Here is a 17,854-nt window from a genome sequence, read left to right on the forward strand (position 1 = left end):
GTAACTTTTATTAATCTTTTTATAGTTTATAAAACTAAGTTATGGATATTCATAGTAAGTTTAATTTTGATGCAAAAAAATCTTTTAAATAAAGAAAAAGAGTCTTTATATCTAGCTAATGGGCAAAAAATTTTATTAAACAAACAACAGATTGCTGCTATATCAGCGATAAATGATTTTTTAAAAAGCCCAAAAATGTTTTTTCTGCTTTCAGGATATGCTGGGACAGGTAAAACAACTATCATAAAGAGGATTTTAGAGAAGTATAGGGGGAGGGCGATTGTTTCAGCCTCAACAAAAAAAGCTAGTTTGGTTATTTCACAAGCAACACTTTTTGACGGTTTTACTATTCATACATTACTTGGGCTTCGCCCTGATGTTAAACTGGAGGGTTTTAATCCGAATGATCCTGAGTTTTCACAAGTGGAGCCGGCTTTAATCAATAGATATAATCTTATTATTATTGATGAAGCTAGCATGATAAATGGCTCTTTATTTGATCTTATAAAATTTGAAGTTAATAAATCTTTGACAACAAAAATTATTTTTATAGGGGATAAAGCACAGATCCCGCCAATTGATGAAGATCAGAGCGTAGTTTTTGAAATTGAAGATTTTTATGAATTAACTAGTCTTGTGAGACAAAAACAAAATAACCCTTTAGTTAAGTTAAGTAAAGAGTTGAGATATTCTTTAAATAATGGAGAATTGCCAGAATTTATTTTAAATAGACAAACTTTATTAAATGCAAAGGGTGAAGGTATTTATTTTTGTTCTTCAAATGAAGAATTCAGAGAGAAAATATCAGAGTGCTTTGAAGCGTCAAATTTTAATGAAAATATTAATTATGCTAAGCTCATTGCATGGCGAAATAAAACAGTTATGAAGTCCAATCAGATTATAAGAGAGTTAACTTTTGGTGTAAAAGTTAATTTATTAGAAAAGAGCGATATATTAACAGGTTATAGGGCAGTAAGGGATGCTGCTAAGAAGAATTTTATTATTAATAATTGCGTTGATTATATGGTTTCTTCTATTTCGGATAGGGTGTGTAATAAAAATGGTCTTTTTGGTTATAATGTTTTTCTTTTGGAAAAGTCAAAAATTTTCAAAACCTTTGATGAAAAGCACGTTTTTATAGTAGATCATTTAGATGCTAAGAATTTATACAATTATGCAGAAATTCATGATAAGTTACTGGCGGTGTCTAGAGCAGATAAAAATTGGGTTTCATATTATGAGTTTAGAAAAAATAATCTACTAATGACTGATATTTTAAAAAATTTAGATGGTTCTAATAGGTTTAAAAATAATGAAATAAAAAAAGATCTTGATTATGGTTTTGCAGTAACAAGCCATAAAGCTCAAGGTTCAACTTATGACACTGTTTTTATCTTATTGAAAGATATTTTGCTAAACTCTAAAAAGCGAGAAATGCAACAAATGTTATATGTTGCATTAACTAGATCTAGTAATAAGGTTGTTGTTTTGTAGTTTTAGGGCTTTACATAGTTTAATAAAATAAGTATTATATATTTGTTTTTTTAGGGGGTTAAAGTCCCATAAATTTCAATTTTTGAATTGTTTTAAGTAACGCTAAAAAAGCTTGATTTTTAATAAAATAAGCTTTATAGTAGTACAAGTTTTAGGGGAGGGATTCCCGAGCGGCCAAAGGGATCAGACTGTAAATCTGACGGCTCAGCCTTCGCAGGTTCGAATCCTGCTCCCTCCACCATGCGGGTGTAGTTCAATGGTAGAACTTCGGCCTTCCAAGCCGATAGCGTGGGTTCGATTCCCATCACCCGCTCCAACCTAAATCACAGAATTTTATAAAATAGATGTTTAAGCTCACATGGCTCAGTTGGTAGAGCACTCCCTTGGTAAGGGAGAGGTCGCCAGTTCAAGTCTGGTTGTGAGCACCATATTTGTTTTTTGTTTTTGTTAATAAAAATGGAGTAAAAAAATGGCTAAAGAAAAATTTGAACGCTCGAAGCCGCACGTAAACGTTGGTACTATTGGTCACGTTGACCACGGTAAGACAACTCTTACTGCAGCTATTACTAAGGTTATGGCTGAGAAAAACGGTGGTTCTGCTCGTAAGTTCGATGAAATCGATAATGCACCTGAAGAAAAAGCGCGTGGTATTACTATTAATACTTCTCACGTTGAGTATGAGTCTCCAAATAGACATTATGCTCACGTTGATTGTCCAGGACACGCAGACTATGTTAAAAATATGATTACTGGTGCTGCTCAGATGGATGGCGCTATTCTTGTATGTTCTGCAGCGGATGGTCCTATGCCACAAACTCGTGAGCATATCCTTTTATCTCGTCAGGTTGGTGTACCATATATCGTTGTTTTCTTAAACAAATGTGACATGGTTGATGACGAAGAGTTATTAGAGTTAGTTGAGATGGAAGTTCGTGAACTTTTAGATCAGTATGAGTTCCCTGGTGACGATACTCCTATTGTTATGGGTTCTGCTCTTAAAGCTCTTGAAGGTGATGAGAAGTACGTTGAGAAGATTGTTGAGCTAGTTCAAGCTATGGATGACTATATTCCTGCTCCTGAGCGTGATACTGATAAGCCGTTCATTCTTCCGATAGAAGATGTGTTCTCAATTTCTGGTCGTGGTACGGTTGTTACTGGACGTGTTGAGCGTGGAATTGTTCACGTTGGTGATGAAGTTGAAGTTGTTGGTATTAGACCAACTCAAAAAACTACAGTTACTGGTGTTGAAATGTTCCGTAAGCTTTTAGATCGTGGAGAAGCTGGTGATAACGTTGGTGTCTTAATTCGTGGTCTTAAGAGAGATGATGTTGAGCGTGGTCAAGTATTATGTAAGCCAGGTTCAATTAAGCCTCATACTAAGTTTGAAGCTGAGGTTTATGTATTATCTAAAGAAGAAGGTGGTAGACATACTCCTTTCTTTAAAGGTTATAGACCGCAATTCTACTTCCGTACTACAGATATTACTGGTGCTGTTGAGCTTCCGGAAGGTGTAGAAATGGTTATGCCTGGTGATAATATTAAAATGGTTATAACACTAATCAACCCAATCGCGATGGATGAAGGTTTACGTTTCGCTATTCGTGAAGGTGGTAGAACAGTTGGTGCAGGTGTTGTTGCTAAAATTATCGAGTAATCGTTAAAAAAGGTCAGTAGTTCAATTGGTAGAGCAGCGGTCTCCAAAACCGCAAGTTGGGGGTTCGAGTCCCTCCTGGCCTGCCAAATAATTAAGGCGGTGTGTACAAAAGTATGCATCGCCTTTTTTATATCTTGATATTATTTTTTCTCTGTGTTATTTTATACCCTACGTTTTGTAAGGAGAGCTTTTGTGAGTAAACAAGGTTTTAATAATAAAGTTTGGGTTAGTGGAGCAGTTAAAAGCTCTGAATCCGCTACTATTTCTAAGCCAGCAAATCTTATGTTGTGGGTGATTTCTTTACTTGTTATAGTTACTGGAATTTTTACAAGTAATTATTTTAATGCTTTGGATTCGGCTTATATAACATCTATAGCAGTTATTACGGTTTTGGTGGCACTGGTCATTGCTAGATTTACTAATCAAGGGCGTAGATTTTGGGCTTTTTTTAATGCATCAAAGCTTGAGATGGCAAAGGTGGTTTGGCCGACTAGAAGAGAGACTATGACAATTACTGCTATGGTGATAGTAGTTGTTATGATTTTTTCAGTATTTATTTACTTGTTTGGAATGTTGTTTGGAAAAGTTATTCAGCTTTTCTTAGGTTGATTAAGGGTTTTTTATGCTTTGGTACGTTGTACAGGTGCATTCTGGCTATGAAAAAAGAGTTAAAATGCAGCTTGAAGAGAATATAAAAGTAGCTGGTTTCGAAAAGAGTTTTGGTAGAATCCTTGTTCCAATAGAGAATGTTGTTGAAATGAGGGGTGGTCAAAAACGAAAAAGTGAAAGAAAATTCTTTCCTGGTTATATTTTGATTGAAGCTGATTTGACTACTGACGCTTGGCAGCTGATAAAATCGGTTCCTAGAGTGTTGACGGTTGTTGGTTCTAGAGGGAAGCCAATTCCTTTGAGCAAAAAAGAAATTGAAAGAATTTTAAATTTTGTAGAAGGTGATGCTGCTAAGGTTGAGCCGAAGCTTAGAAAAACTTATCAGGTTGGTGAGGTTGTTAGGGTTCTAGAGGGGCCATTTAATGACTTTACTGGCGTGGTTGAAGAAGTTAACTATGAGAAATCAAGGGTTAGGGTTGCTGTATCTATTTTTGGTAGATCAACACCTGTTGAGCTTGAGTTTTCTCAGGTTGAGAAAGAATCCTAGTATTTAGGGTTTGTTGGGGAGCTTGTGTTTAAGTCACAAGTGTTATTAACCTAATTTTGGAGAAATAAAATGGCTAAGAAAAAAGTAGAAGCTATTATTAAGTTGCAAGTTAAAGCTGGTCAAGCTAATCCGAGTCCTCCTATTGGTCCGGCTTTAGGTCAGCATGGTGTTAATATTATGGGATTCTGTAAAGAATTTAATGCTAAAACTCAAGGTTTGGAGCCAGGTTCTCCAATTCCTGTAGAGATTTCAGTTTACAGTGACCGTAGTTTTACATTTGAGATGAAAACGCCACCAGCTTCTTATTTAATTAAGAAAGCTATTAAGCTTAAATCTGGTTCTTCAAACCCTTCAAAAGAGTTTGTGGGAACAATTACTCGCGCACAGTTGGAAGAGATTGCGAAGACTAAAGATCCTGATTTGACTGCAGCAAGCCTAGACGCTGCTGTAAGAATTATTGCAGGAAGTGCTCGTAGCATGGGTGTAAAAGTAGAAGGGGTTTAATGATGGCTAAAATTTCAAAAAGAATGAAAAATATCTCAGCTAAAGTAGATGCTGAGAAAAAATATAATGTGGCAGAAGCGTTTGATATTTTAAGAGACGTTTCTTCTGTTAAGTTTGTTGAGTCTGTAGATGTTTCGGTTGCTCTTGGTGTTGATCCTAGAAAATCTGACCAAGTAGTTAGAGGAGCTTCTGTATTGCCTAATGGAACTGGCAAATCAGTAAGAGTGGCTGTTTTTGCTAAAGGTCCTGCAGCTGATGCGGCAAAAGAAGCTGGTGCTGAAGTTGTTGGTATGGAAGATTTAGCGGATGAAGTTAAAAAAGGTAACATGGATTTCGATGTGGTTATAGCGTCTCCAGATGCTATGAGAGTTGTTGGTCAGTTGGGACAAATACTTGGTCCAAAAGGTCTTATGCCAAACCCTAAGGTTGGTACTGTTGCTATGGATGTTGCTAAAGCAGTTACAGATGCTAAAGCAGGTCAAGTTAGATATAGAGTTGATAAAGCTGGTATAATTCATACTACTATTGGCAAAGTTAACTTTACTTCTGATGCGTTAAAGCAAAATTTAGAAAAATTATTAGTTGATCTTAAAAAGGCTAAGCCAGCTAACTCTAAAGGGATATACCTAAAGAAAGTTTCTGTATCTAGTACTATGGGTCCAGGAATAAATGTTGACTTTTCTGATTTAACTATATAAAATTTGCTTTTGCAATTTCTTTGGGTTGTGTGAAAATACAACGATCAAAGACCGTAGGAGCTGGATTTCTGGCTTAATAATTATCCTACGCAGACGATGTTTGACAACCTTTTTTGGTTTAAATATCGTGTTAATAAATAAATGAGTGTGGACAATAAACATAAGGAGTCGATTATGGCACTTAGAATAGAGGATAAGAAGGCAATAGTTGAAGAAGTTGCTGAACATGTATCCTCAGCATTGTCTGCAGCGGTAGCTGATTATCGTGGCTTGACTGTTAATGAAATGACTTCATTAAGAAAGCAAGCGCGCGAGTCAGGGGTTTATTTAAGAGTTGTTCGTAACAACTTAGCACGTTTAGCAATTAAGGGAACTGAGTTGGAGTGTTTGGGTGAAGTGCTCAAAGGTCCTCTTGTTCTTGCTCTTTCTAAGGATGAGCCAGGTGCAGCAGCTAAATTATTTAAAAACTTCGCAAAAGATCATAATGCTTTTGAAGTTAAAAATTTAGCTATGTCTGGTGAAGTATTTGGTCCTGAGAAATTGGATGACTTTGCTAAGCTTCCTAATAGAGAGGAAGCTCTTGCTACATTACTTAGTGTTATGCAAGCGCCAGTTGCTAAGTTTGTTCGTACTCTTAATGAGATTCCTACTCAAGCTGTACGAGTCTTTGCTGCTGTTGGAGATAGTAAGTAAAATATTACTTTGGTTTGTAAAATTAGAAAAAGCTATTTAAAGAATTAATTGTTAAATAAAAGGAGTTATTAAAATGGCTATAACAAAAGAAGATATCCTAAATGCTGTTGCTGAAATGAGTGTAATGGATGTATGTGAATTGGTTAAAATGATGGAAGAAAAATTTGGTGTTTCTGCTGCTGCCGCTGTTGCTGTTGCTGGTCCTGCTGTTGCTGGTCCTGCTGAAGCTGCTGAAGAGAAGACTGAATTTGATGTTGTTTTAGTTGATGCTGGTGCAAATAAAATTGCTGCTATTAAAGCAGTTAGAGCGGCGACTGGCTTAGGTCTTAAAGAAGCTAAAGATGCTGTAGAAGGTACTCCTTTTACAGTTAAAGAAGCTGCTTCTAAAGACGATGCTGAAGCTCTTAAAAAGCAACTTGAAGAAGCTGGCGCTAAAGTTGAGCTTAAATAATTATAATTTTAAATATAAAATTTAAAGGAAATATTAGACTAGTAGTCAATTTTTGGCTCCTAGTCTTTCTAGTATTGAAGATATAGATTGGTGCAGATATATTCATATTTGCGTTTTTGTTTTGTTATTTGTTTAAACAAAAATCTTAGGGATGTTTTTGATGTCTTACTCATACGCTGAGAAAAAGAGAATTCGTAAAGAGTTTGGAGTTCTTCCTCATATTTTGGATGTGCCGTACTTGCTGGCTGTACAGACTGAATCTTATAAAAAATTTTTGCAACTTGATGCAGATAAAGATGCTCAAGCAAAATCTGGTTTAGAAGCTGTATTGAAGCTTTCTTTTCCTATTGAAAGTAAAAATGGACAATATGAGCTTCATTATGTTGATTATGAAATAGGTGAGCCAACTTTTGATGAAAGTGAATGCCAAATAAGAGGAGCGACTTATGATGCTCCTCTTAATGTTAAACTTAGACTAGTCGTTTATAATAAAGAAGCTCTTCCTGGCGAGAAAATAGTAGAAGATATAAGGGAAGAGTTTGTCTATATGGGTGATATCCCATTAATGACTAGTAATGGTACTTTTATAGTAAATGGTACTGAAAGAGTGGTTGTTTCTCAGCTTCACCGTTCTCCAGGGGTTTTCTTTAGTAAAGATGATTCTGAAGAAGGTGCTTTTTCTGCGAGAATTATACCATATAGAGGTTCTTGGTTAGATTTTGAGTTTGATTCAAAAGGTATTATTTGGGCGAGAATAGATAGAAAGAGAAAAATTTGTGCTACGGTTATATTAAGAGCATTAGGATATTCTCAAGAGGAAATATTAAAGCACTTTTCTACTAGTGAAACTATCTTGTTTGATGGTGAAAACTTTCAACTTAAATTAGACAATATTGCTAAATTAAAAGGTGAAGTGCTTAAATTTGATATATCTGATTCAAAAGGTGAAATTCTTATAAAGAAAAATAAGAAGTTAACTACGAGAGATATTAAGAAAATTAAAGATGCTGGTGTTGAATCAATATCTATTGACTTAGATTTGGTTAAAACACTTAGAGTCTCTGAAGATATAATAGATAGAAAAACAGGAGAGGTTATAGCATCTGCAAATGATGATATAACAGATAGTCTGTTAGAAAAATGTGCAGGAGCAGGAGTTTTAGAATTAAATGTTGTTGATTTTATAACAACAGAAAGAGGTAGATATATCTCTGATACTTTAAAATATGATTTAACTAAAACTACAGAAGAAGCACTTGTTGAGATTTATAAGGTTTTAAGACCGGGTGATCCTCCGGCTGCTGCATCAGTTAAGGCTCTGTTTGAAGGTCTTTTCTTTATTGAAAGCAGGTATAGCTTATCTGATATAGGTAGAATGAAATTAAACGCTAGACTAAATAGCGATAAAGTTTCAAAAGATATTTATACTCTTGAAAATAGCGATATTATTGGTGTTCTTGAAGAGCTTATTAATATTCGTGATGGCAAAGGTAATGTAGATGATATTGATCATTTAGGAAATAGAAGGGTTCGTTCTGTAGGTGAAATGGTTGAAAACCAGTTCAGAATAGGACTTTATAGAGTTGAAAAAGGTATTAGAGAAAGTATGTCTTTAGTTCATAAAGATAGACTTATGCCAAAGGATATAGTTAACTCTAAACCTATTACAGCGGCTATTAAGGAGTTCTTTACTTCAGGAGCATTATCTCAATTTATGGATCAAGATAATCCATTATCAGAGGTTACTCATAAGAGAAGAATTTCAGCATTAGGGCCTGGTGGTTTATCTCGTGATAGAGCAGGATTTGAGGTGCGAGACGTTCACTCAACTCACTATGGTAGGTTGTGCCCTATTGAAACGCCAGAGGGACCAAATATTGGTCTAATTAACTCTTTAGCTAGTTATGCTAGAGTTAATGATTATGGTTTTCTAGAAGCGCCTTATAGAAAAGTTGTAGATGGTAAAGTTACTAATGAAATAGAATATTTATCAGCTATTGATGAAGGAAAATATGTAATTGCGCAAGCATCAACTAGGTTAGATAAAAATAATCACTTTGTTGATGAATTGATTCAATGTCGTTCAGGTGGTGAGGCTATTTTTACTGAATCAAGTAGAGTTCAGTATATGGATGTTTCTGCTAAGCAGATGGTTTCAGCTGCTGCGGCTTTAATACCTTTCTTGGAGCATGATGATGCAAATAGGGTATTGATGGGAGCAAACATGCAACGTCAAGCTGTTCCTACACTTAAGTCAGAAAAGCCACTTGTTGGTACTGGAATGGAAAAGATTGTTGCTAGAGACTCAGGTAATTGTATCGTTGCTAGAAATCCAGGAACAATAGAAGAAGTTGATTCTAATAGAATTGTGGTTAGAGTAAATACAAAGAAAGCTAAAGCAAATAATCTTGTGGATATTTACAATCTAACAAAATTCAAGAGATCTAACAAGAATACTTGTATTAATCAAAGACCAATAGTTAACGTTGGCGATAAAATTGAAAAAGGTGATGTTTTAGCTGATGGTTTTGCTACAGATTTTGGTGAGCTTTCTTTAGGTCATAATTTGATGGTAGCTTTCATGCCATGGAATGGATATAACTTTGAGGATTCAATTTTATTATCTGAAAGAGTTGTTAAAGATGATAAATATACAAGTATTCATATTGAAGAATTTACTTGCGTGGCTCGTGATACAAAACTTGGACCTGAAGAGATTACTGCAGATATTCCTAATGTTAGTGAAAGTGGGTTGTCAAAGCTTGATGAATCTGGAATAGTTCATATTGGGGCAAACGTTGAGTCAGGTGATATTCTTGTAGCAAAAATTACTCCAAAAGCTGAGCAACAACTTACTCCAGAAGAAAGGCTTCTAAGAGCTATTTTTAATGAGAAAGCAGCTAATGTGGCAGATAGCTCATTAAGAATGCCTAGTGGAACATCTGGAACAGTTATTAACGTTCAGGTATTTGAAAATGATAAAGGCGGTAAAAGTCAGAGAGCTTTAGAAATTGAAAAACAAATGATTTCTAAAATTAGGAAAGACTTTGATGAAGAGTTTGCTGTTATAGAGTCTATAGTTAGATCTTCTATTGAAAAAGAAATTGTTGGACAAAAAGTATCGAAATCTAAAGGTCTTAAAAAAGGAGCTGTTGTAACTAAAGAATTTTTAGACAAACTTCCTTTCTCTAAGTGGTTAGAAATTGAATTTGAGTCTGAAAAAATTAATGAAAAAGTAGAGAAAGCAAAAGAGTATTACGATTCAGCTAAAATTGCTATAGAAAGTAGATTTGAAGCTAAGAAAAAATCTGTAACACAGAGTAGTGATCTTTCTCCAGGTGTTCTTAAGACAGTTAAAGTTTTTGTTGCTATTAAAAAAAGAATACAGCCAGGCGATAAAATGGCTGGTAGACATGGTAACAAGGGTGTTGTTTCTAGAGTATTACCTATTGAAGATATGCCATTTATGGAGGATGGAACACCTGTTGATGTTTGTCTAAATCCATTGGGTATTCCTTCTCGTATGAACATTGGTCAGATTCTGGAAGCTCATTTGGGTCTTGCTTCTTATGGTTTAGGTAAGAAAATTGATAAAGCTTTAGAGGATTCAAAAAAAGCAGCGGATCTTAGAAAAACATTAGATGAAGTTTATAATAGTGTTGGAAATAAGAAAGTTGATGTTGAAAGCTTAAGCGATAATGAGATTTTAACTTTGGCAAATAACCTTAAAGCAGGTGTTCCAATAGCAACTCCTGTATTTGATGGCGCTAAAGAGGAAGATATTAAGTCGCTTCTTAAAATAGGTGGATTTGCAACTAATGGGCAAATGAGATTATACGATGGACGTACTGGAAAACCTTTTGATAGAGAGGTTACAGTTGGCTATATGTATATGCTTAAGCTAGATCACTTGGTTGATGATAAAATGCATGCTAGATCAACAGGTTCATATAGTTTGGTAACTCAACAGCCATTAGGTGGTAAAGCTCAGTTTGGTGGCCAAAGATTTGGTGAGATGGAAGTTTGGGCACTTCAAGCTTATGGAGCTGCTTATACATTGAGAGAAATGCTAACGGTTAAGTCTGATGATATAACTGGTAGATCTAAAATGTATAAGAATATAGTTGATGGTAAATTAACTATGAATGTTGATGTACCAGAATCATTTAATGTTTTAAGAAATGAAGTTAGAGCATTAGGTATTGACATGGACTTTGATCAATCTTCAGATGAAGAAGAGTAAAAGCCCATTTTATAAACATATATTTTGTTTGTAATCAAAATAAATAAATTATAGGAGAATATACCTTGAGTAACGGTATCCTGAATCAGAATTACAATAGCAAAAAATTTGACATAATCAAAATTTCTTTGGCATCGCCTGAAGTTATTCGTTCATGGTCACATGGTGAGGTTAAAAAACCTGAAACCATAAATTATAGAACTTTTAAGCCAGAGAGAGATGGTCTTTTTTGTGCTAAAATTTTTGGCCCTGTAAAAGATTATGAGTGTCTATGTGGTAAATATAAAAGACTTAAGCATCGTGGTGTTGTCTGTGAAAGATGTGGTGTTGAAGTAGAGCAAGCTAAAGTAAGAAGAGAAAGAATGGGGCATATTGATTTAGTTTGTCCCGTTGTTCATATATGGTATCTAAAATCATTACCTTCTAGAATTGGCTTGTTTTTAGATATGCCGCTTAAAAATGTAGAGAAAGTTCTATATTTTGAATCATATATAGTAACAGACCCTGGTATGACACCTTTAGAAAGAAAACAACTTCTTACGGATGAAGAGTATGCGGAAGCATTAGAAAACTACGGTTATGAGTTTGAAGCTTCTATGGGTGCTGAAGCTATTTATGCTCTTCTTTCTGAAACTGATATGGATTCAGAAATTGAAGCTCTTCAGGCAGAGTATGAAGAAAGTAAGTCAACAGCGAGAAGAGAGAAGGCTGTAAAAAGATTAAGACTTATGGAGACTTTCCAAGCTTCTGGTAATAAACCTGAGTGGATGGTTATGACTGTATTGCCAGTTCTTCCACCAGACTTAAGACCTCTTGTGCCTATTGAAGGTGGTAGATTTGCAACATCTGATTTAAATGATTTATATCGTAGAGTAATTAATAGAAATAATAGGCTTAAAAAATTATTAGATCTAAATGCTCCTGATATTATAGTTCGAAATGAAAAAAGAATGCTTCAGGAATCTGTAGATGCTCTTTTAGATAATGGTAGAAGAGGAAGAGCTGTAACTGGTTCTAATAAGAGACCTCTTAAATCATTAGCAGATATGATTAAAGGTAAGCAAGGTCGTTTCCGTCAAAATTTATTAGGTAAACGTGTTGACTATTCGGGTCGTTCTGTAATTACTGTTGGACCTTCTTTAAAATTACATCAGTGTGGTTTGCCTAAGAAGATGGCTTTAGAATTATTTAAACCATTTGTTTATTCTAAGTTAAGACTTGGTGGCTATGCTACAACTATTAAGCAAGCTAAAAGAATGGTAGAGTTAGAAGAGTCAGTAGTATGGGATATTCTAGAAACTGTTATTAGAGAGCATCCAGTTCTTCTTAACAGAGCTCCTACATTACACAGATTAGGTATTCAAGCTTTTGAACCTAAACTTATTGAAGGTAAAGCTATTCAATTGCATCCATTAGTTTGTGCGGCGTTCAACGCTGACTTTGATGGTGACCAAATGGCTGTACATGTTCCTTTAACTGTGGAATCTCAGCTTGAATCTAGAGTTCTTATGATGTCTACAAATAACATCTTGTCTCCAGCAAGTGGACAGCCTGTTATTACTCCTACTCAGGATATAGTGCTTGGACTTTATTATATAACTAGAGAAAAAGAAGGCTCTAAAGGCGAAGGCAAATTGTTTTCTAGCTATGAAGATGTTAGTAGAGCGTATAATTCAGGAACTGTAGATATTCATGCAAAAATTAAATTTAGAGTGAATAGACAAGTATTTGACACTAAGGGTAATACTTATAGTGAAAAAGGAATAGTTGATACTACTGTAGGTAGAGCATTGTTAATCAATATTTTACCAGACGGTTTATCTTTTTCTCTAATCAATAGAGTGCTTGTTAAAAAAGAAATCGGTAATATTATAAACCAAAGCTTTAGAATCCTTGGTGGTAAGGCAACAGTCCTTTTGGCTGACCATTTAATGTACGCTGGTTTTAAATATTCTACAATTTCTGGTGTATCTGTTGGTGTTGATGACATGGTTATTCCAACAGATAAAGAAGAAAAAATTGAAAAAGCTGAAAAAGAAGTCAAGCATATAACAGAACAGTATCAGTCTTCATTAGTTACTGAAAATGAAAGATATAATAATATAGTTCATATATGGAGTAAAACTTCTGATGAGGTTGGTGCTTCAATGATGGAAGCTATTTCTAAAGAAAAAGCTTTAGTTGATGGTAAAGAAAAAGAAATAGAATCTTTCAACTCAGTTTATATGATGGCGAAGTCTGGTGCTAGAGGATCTTATGACCAAATGAGACAGCTTGCTGGTATGAGGGGTCTAATGTCAAAACCAGATGGTACAACTATTGAGACAGCTATTACAGCTAACTTTAGAGAAGGATTATCGGTTCTTCAATACTTTACATCTACGCATGGTGCTCGTAAAGGTTTAGCAGATACGGCTCTTAAAACAGCTAATGCTGGTTATTTAACTCGTAGGCTTGTAGATGTTGCACAAGATTTAGTAATTATTGAAGAAGATTGTGGAACGGATGATGGCTTAATGTTCTCAGCAATAGTTGAAGATGGTGAGGTTAAAGTTCCACTAGCAGAAAGAGCTTTAGGAAGAGTTTTGGCTGCTGATGTTTATAATAATAAGAATGAAGTTTTATTAGAAGCTGGTACTTTACTTGATGAAAATCTGGTTGAGTTGCTTGATGAAAACGGCATTGATATGATCAAACTACGTTCACCAATTACTTGTAATACTCGTAGAGGACTATGTGCTAAATGTTATGGAAGAGACTTGGCTCGTGAAAGACAAGTTAACGTTGGTGAGTCTGTAGGAGTTATTGCTGCTCAATCTATTGGTGAGCCAGGTACTCAGCTTACAATGAGAACATTCCATACTGGTGGTGCGGCATCTCTAGGAGTAACAGCTAGTGATATTAAAGTTAAAACTAGTGGTTCAGTTAAGTTTGATAACATAAGAACGGTAACTAATAAAGAAGCTAAGCAAGTTGTAGTATCTCGTGCAGGAGAATTAATAGTTTCTGATAGCATGGGAAGAACTAGAGAAAAACATAAAGTACATATGGGAGCAATATTACCATTAACTGATGGTAGTGAGGTTCATATTGGTGATGTTATAGCGTCTTGGGATCCTCATGCGCAACCAATAATTACTGATGTTGCTGGTACAGTTATATTAGAAGATGTTATTGATGGTATCACATCAAGACATAAGTCCGATGATTTAACAGGTCAGCTTACAATTGAGATAACTTCAGTTTCTCAAAGAGCAACTACTAAGCATATGAAACCAGTAGTTAAAATATTAGATTCCAAAGGAAAAGAGCTAAAAATCATTAACTTGGCAGTTGGTGCAGTACTTAACGTTGCTGATGGTTCAAAAATTGAGATTGGAGATATTGTTGCTAAGATTCCTTTAGAAGGTTCTAAGAATAAAGATATTACAGGAGGTCTTCCTAGGGTTGCAGAGCTGTTTGAAGCTAGAAGACCTAAAGAGGCTGCTATACTAGCTCCTTGTGACGGTGTAGTTAAGTTAGGTAATAGAGATACAAAAGAAAAACAAAGAATCGAAATTTTTGATAAAGATGGAATCTTGATAGATGAAATTTTGTTGCCAAAATCAAGACATTTGAATGTATTTGATGGGGAAACTATATCTAAAGGAGATGTTTTAGTTGACGGTCCAACGGATCCTCATGAGTTACTTAAGCTTAAAGGATTAGAGGAATTTGCTGATTATATATTATTTGAAGCTCAGTCTGTTTATCGTATGCAAGGTGTTGTTATTAACGATAAGCATATAGAAACCGTAGTAAGACAGATGTTGAGAAAAGCAATAGTTCTTGATGAGGGAGATAGTAAATTCGTTAAAGATGAAGCTGTTGAATTAGTGAGAATATTAGAAGAAAATGATAAGTTAGCAGCTGAAGGAAAGAGGTTGATAGAGTTTGATCCTGTGTTAATGGGTATTACTAGAGCTTCTTTATCTACGGAATCATTCTTATCTGCAGCATCATTCCAGGAAACTACAAGAGTTCTTACTGAATCCTCTATAAATGGTCAGGTAGATAATTTAAGAGGCTTAAAGGAGAATGTATTAATAGGCAGATTGATTCCAACAGGTACAGGTTTGGCAATTAGAAAAGAAACAGCTAAAATTGAGAAACTGAGAGAAGATCTAGGCGTAGATGATTCAGCTATCTTTGATAATATTGCTTCTGAATTTGCGTCTCAGGAAAATGGCATTGAGAGTTTTGGTGATGTTAATGACGATAGCAATGTGAATGATGATATTGAAGAATCGTTAAGAAATGCTCTTGAATCTTTAGACTTCTAATAGTTTCTCTTCTACTTATAAAAAACTTTTAATTATTTTTTCTTTTAATTTATAATTATACCAATTTTTATTTATTAATTTTTATGGTAAATGTTTGATATGATAATTAAATTATTTTGGCAATTATTTTTTGGTGCAACTATTATTATTATTGTTATTTTATCTATATTGAACACTGATAAGGTAAGCTTCGATTATATTTTTGGAACGGCTAGTTTACCTTTGATTGTGTTAATGACAATAGCTTTTGTTTTAGGATTAGTATTTGGATCTTTTATAACTAAATTTATACAAATAACTAAAACAAATGGCGGTGCAGCCAAGAAATAATTATGCTAATTTTAGGTATAGAAAGTTCTTGTGATGAAACTGGAATAGCTATTTATGATTCTAGCAATGGTAAACTTCTTGCAGATTCTTTATATAGTCAAATAAAGTTGCATCAAAGTTATGGAGGAGTTGTTCCAGAGCTTGCATCGAGAGAACATATTGCAAAATTATACTCTCTAACTAAAGATGTTTTATTTAAAGCTAAACTTTCTTTGGAAGATATCGACTGTATTGCTTATACCTTTGCACCTGGTCTTGTAGGTGCATTAATGGTTGGGGCTACTTTTGCAAAAAGTATCGGTTATATCTATGATATTCCTACTTTACCAATTCATCATTTGGAGGGGCATTTATTATCTCCACTATTGGATGAAGATAGTGATATTCAGTATCCATATTTAGCTTTATTAGTTTCAGGCGGTCATACTCAATTGTTTGAGGTAAGTAAGTTTGCTGAATATAGATTGTTGGGAGAATCTATTGATGATGCAGTAGGAGAAGCTTTTGATAAAACAGCTAAGTTGTTAGGGATGTCTTACCCTGGAGGCGTTGAAGTAGCAAAACTTGCTGAGTTGGCAAGGGATAAGAAGAAATACATATTGCCAAGACCAATGAAAAATAGCCCTGATTTAAATTTTAGTTTTAGTGGACTAAAGACGGCAGTATTAAATGCTTGGCAAAATGAAAAATTTAAAACTGAAGAAAATAAGGCAAACCTTTGTTATGCTTTTCAGGAAGCTGCTATTGATGTAATAGTGTATAAATGTGAAAAAGCTTTGGGTCAGGCTGGTTTTAGACGTCTTGTTGTTTCAGGTGGTGTTAGTGCTAATATTTACTTGCGAGAAAGTTTAAATAAGATGGCAAATGATCATAATTTTCAAATATTTTTTCCACCATTAAAATATTGTACTGATAATGGTGCAATGATAGCTTTAGCTGGTGGATATAGATACTGTCATAGAGATGGAATTGAGAGCTTAGATATAGAGGTTTTTCCGAGGTATAAAATCTAGGCTATTATCCGGCGATGTTTTATGCTATGCTTAAGGTGTCTAATTAGACAGAATAAAATTTAATCTTTACAATAAAAAAGGGTTTTCATGAATAAAAATTTAACAACAACCTTCGAGAAAGAGGGTTCTATCGTTTGGAAAAGCTTTTTCGGCTTAATAGTTATACCTGCTTTTACGCTAGTGGCTGTGCCGTTATATGCATATTTTTATGGTTTCCAAACATCTGACTTTATCTGTTTAGCTATATTTTATGCTTTAACAGGATTGAGTATAACTATGGGATATCATAGATTATGGTCTCATAAAGCATATAAAGCTAATAAGGTTATTAGTTACATATTATTAATTTTTGGTACAGCTGCTTTACAAAACAGTGTATTGCAATGGGCTTCAGATCATAGAAAACATCATAAAGATGTTGATGATCCTATAAAAGATCCATATGCGGCAACTAGAGGCTTTTGGTTTTCTCATTTTGGATGGCTCCTAAAGTATAGTACGCCAGATATTCAAGAGATTAGAGGTGTAAATGATTTAATGAAAGATAAAGCTATAGTGTTTCAAGATAAGCATTATACTATTCTAGCAATATTAGCATGTTTTGGTTTACCAGCATTATATGGTTTGTTTACAGGTAGAGTTATTGCGTGTGTTTTATTAGGAGGGTTTCTAAGAGTTGTTTTGGTACATCATGCAACTTTCTGTATAAACTCTTTAGCTCACATGTTAGGCAGAAGACCTTATTCAACAAAGAATACAGCTAGAGATAGTTTTATAACAGCTCTTGTTACTGGCGGAGAGGGATATCATAATTATCATCATGCTTTTGCTGGAGACTATAGAAATGGTATTAGATTCTTTGATTTTGATCCATCTAAGTGGCTTATCGCAGGCTGTGCTAAGTTAGGTTGGTGTACTGATCTTAAAACTACGCCAAAGCATTTAATAGAAATTGCTAAAGCTAAAGTTAAGTTAGAGCAGGCTTTAGAATCGACAAATAAAACTAAGCATTCTGCGATTGAAGAAAAATATGCTGCTTTTGTTTCAAATATGAAGAGTATGTATAGTGCTAAGCAGGAGTATTTAAAGGCAAAGAAAGACAAAGTGTTGTCTAAAGCTGATGTGAAAGTAATTAAGTCAAAATATAAAGATCTAAAAGTTGAGTTTGTTGAGTCTAAGAAAAGCTATCAAGCTAGTACAGCATCTTAGTTCTTATAATTCTTCTAACCTACATTAAATTTTCTATGTTTTAATTCTTTTATTTTGCTATAGTAAAATAAACTTGTTATCTCTCGT

Annotated in this window: 13 protein-coding genes and 4 tRNA genes; all 17 read left to right on the forward strand. The window is 34.4% G+C overall.

What is annotated here, in order from left to right:
- Positions 1-69: 69 nt before the first annotated feature.
- The 17 genes from KX01_RS03235 (at position 70) to KX01_RS03315 (ending at position 17,767) form a co-directional block, all read left to right on the forward strand.
- The gene (locus KX01_RS03235; protein WP_071663628.1) at positions 70-1,494 is read left to right on the forward strand and encodes an ATP-dependent DNA helicase; all 1,425 of its coding nucleotides are present in this window, start codon (positions 70-72) and stop codon (positions 1,492-1,494) included.
- Between the two features lie 156 nt (positions 1,495-1,650).
- A tRNA-Tyr gene (locus KX01_RS03240) sits at positions 1,651-1,735 on the forward strand.
- 1 nt (position 1,736) lies between these two features.
- A tRNA-Gly gene (locus tag KX01_RS03245) sits at positions 1,737-1,810 on the forward strand.
- 36 nt (positions 1,811-1,846) lie between these two features.
- Positions 1,847-1,922 (forward strand) — tRNA-Thr (locus tag KX01_RS03250).
- Positions 1,923-1,963: 41 nt separating this feature from the next.
- Positions 1,964-3,148 carry an elongation factor Tu gene (gene tuf / locus KX01_RS03255; protein WP_071663629.1) on the forward strand — a complete coding sequence of 395 codons (1,185 nt, stop codon included), beginning with the start codon at positions 1,964-1,966 and terminating at the stop codon, positions 3,146-3,148.
- A 10-nt stretch (positions 3,149-3,158) separates the two neighbouring features.
- Positions 3,159-3,234 (forward strand) — tRNA-Trp (locus KX01_RS03260).
- A 67-nt stretch (positions 3,235-3,301) separates the two neighbouring features.
- Positions 3,302-3,757: a preprotein translocase subunit SecE gene (secE, locus tag KX01_RS03265; RefSeq protein WP_156860366.1), complete on the forward strand. Its 456-nt coding sequence runs from the start codon at positions 3,302-3,304 to the stop codon at positions 3,755-3,757.
- A 13-nt stretch (positions 3,758-3,770) separates the two neighbouring features.
- Positions 3,771-4,304, forward strand: coding sequence for a transcription termination/antitermination protein NusG (nusG, locus tag KX01_RS03270; RefSeq protein ID WP_071663631.1), 534 nt, complete (start codon positions 3,771-3,773; stop codon positions 4,302-4,304).
- Between the two features lie 69 nt (positions 4,305-4,373).
- Positions 4,374-4,808 (forward strand): 50S ribosomal protein L11, encoded by a 435-nt coding sequence (gene rplK / locus KX01_RS03275; RefSeq protein WP_071663632.1) that lies wholly within the window; start codon positions 4,374-4,376, stop codon positions 4,806-4,808.
- 2 nt (positions 4,809-4,810) lie between these two features.
- Positions 4,811-5,506 carry a 50S ribosomal protein L1 gene (gene rplA, locus KX01_RS03280; RefSeq protein ID WP_071663633.1) on the forward strand — a complete coding sequence of 232 codons (696 nt, stop codon included), beginning with the start codon at positions 4,811-4,813 and terminating at the stop codon, positions 5,504-5,506.
- Between the two features lie 174 nt (positions 5,507-5,680).
- Positions 5,681-6,199: a 50S ribosomal protein L10 gene (gene rplJ, locus KX01_RS03285; RefSeq protein ID WP_071663634.1), complete on the forward strand. Its 519-nt coding sequence runs from the start codon at positions 5,681-5,683 to the stop codon at positions 6,197-6,199.
- Positions 6,200-6,272: 73 nt separating this feature from the next.
- A complete protein-coding gene (gene rplL / locus KX01_RS03290) occupies positions 6,273-6,650 on the forward strand; it encodes a 50S ribosomal protein L7/L12 (protein ID WP_071663635.1) in 378 nt (125 codons plus the stop codon).
- A 160-nt stretch (positions 6,651-6,810) separates the two neighbouring features.
- Positions 6,811-10,893 (forward strand): DNA-directed RNA polymerase subunit beta, encoded by a 4,083-nt coding sequence (gene rpoB / locus KX01_RS03295; protein ID WP_071663636.1) that lies wholly within the window; start codon positions 6,811-6,813, stop codon positions 10,891-10,893.
- Between the two features lie 65 nt (positions 10,894-10,958).
- A complete protein-coding gene (gene rpoC, locus KX01_RS03300; protein WP_071663637.1) occupies positions 10,959-15,215 on the forward strand; it encodes a DNA-directed RNA polymerase subunit beta' in 4,257 nt (1,418 codons plus the stop codon).
- Between the two features lie 90 nt (positions 15,216-15,305).
- Positions 15,306-15,545 carry a lipopolysaccharide assembly protein LapA domain-containing protein gene (locus KX01_RS03305; protein ID WP_071663638.1) on the forward strand — a complete coding sequence of 80 codons (240 nt, stop codon included), beginning with the start codon at positions 15,306-15,308 and terminating at the stop codon, positions 15,543-15,545.
- Positions 15,546-15,547: 2 nt separating this feature from the next.
- Positions 15,548-16,558: a tRNA (adenosine(37)-N6)-threonylcarbamoyltransferase complex transferase subunit TsaD gene (tsaD, locus tag KX01_RS03310; protein WP_071663639.1), complete on the forward strand. Its 1,011-nt coding sequence runs from the start codon at positions 15,548-15,550 to the stop codon at positions 16,556-16,558.
- Between the two features lie 87 nt (positions 16,559-16,645).
- Positions 16,646-17,767 (forward strand): fatty acid desaturase, encoded by a 1,122-nt coding sequence (locus tag KX01_RS03315; RefSeq protein WP_071663640.1) that lies wholly within the window; start codon positions 16,646-16,648, stop codon positions 17,765-17,767.
- The last annotated feature ends 87 nt before the right edge of the window (positions 17,768-17,854 follow it).

Origin of the sequence: Francisella frigiditurris, assembly GCF_001880225.1 — a bacterium.
Taxonomy (GTDB): domain Bacteria; phylum Pseudomonadota; class Gammaproteobacteria; order Francisellales; family Francisellaceae; genus Francisella; species Francisella frigiditurris.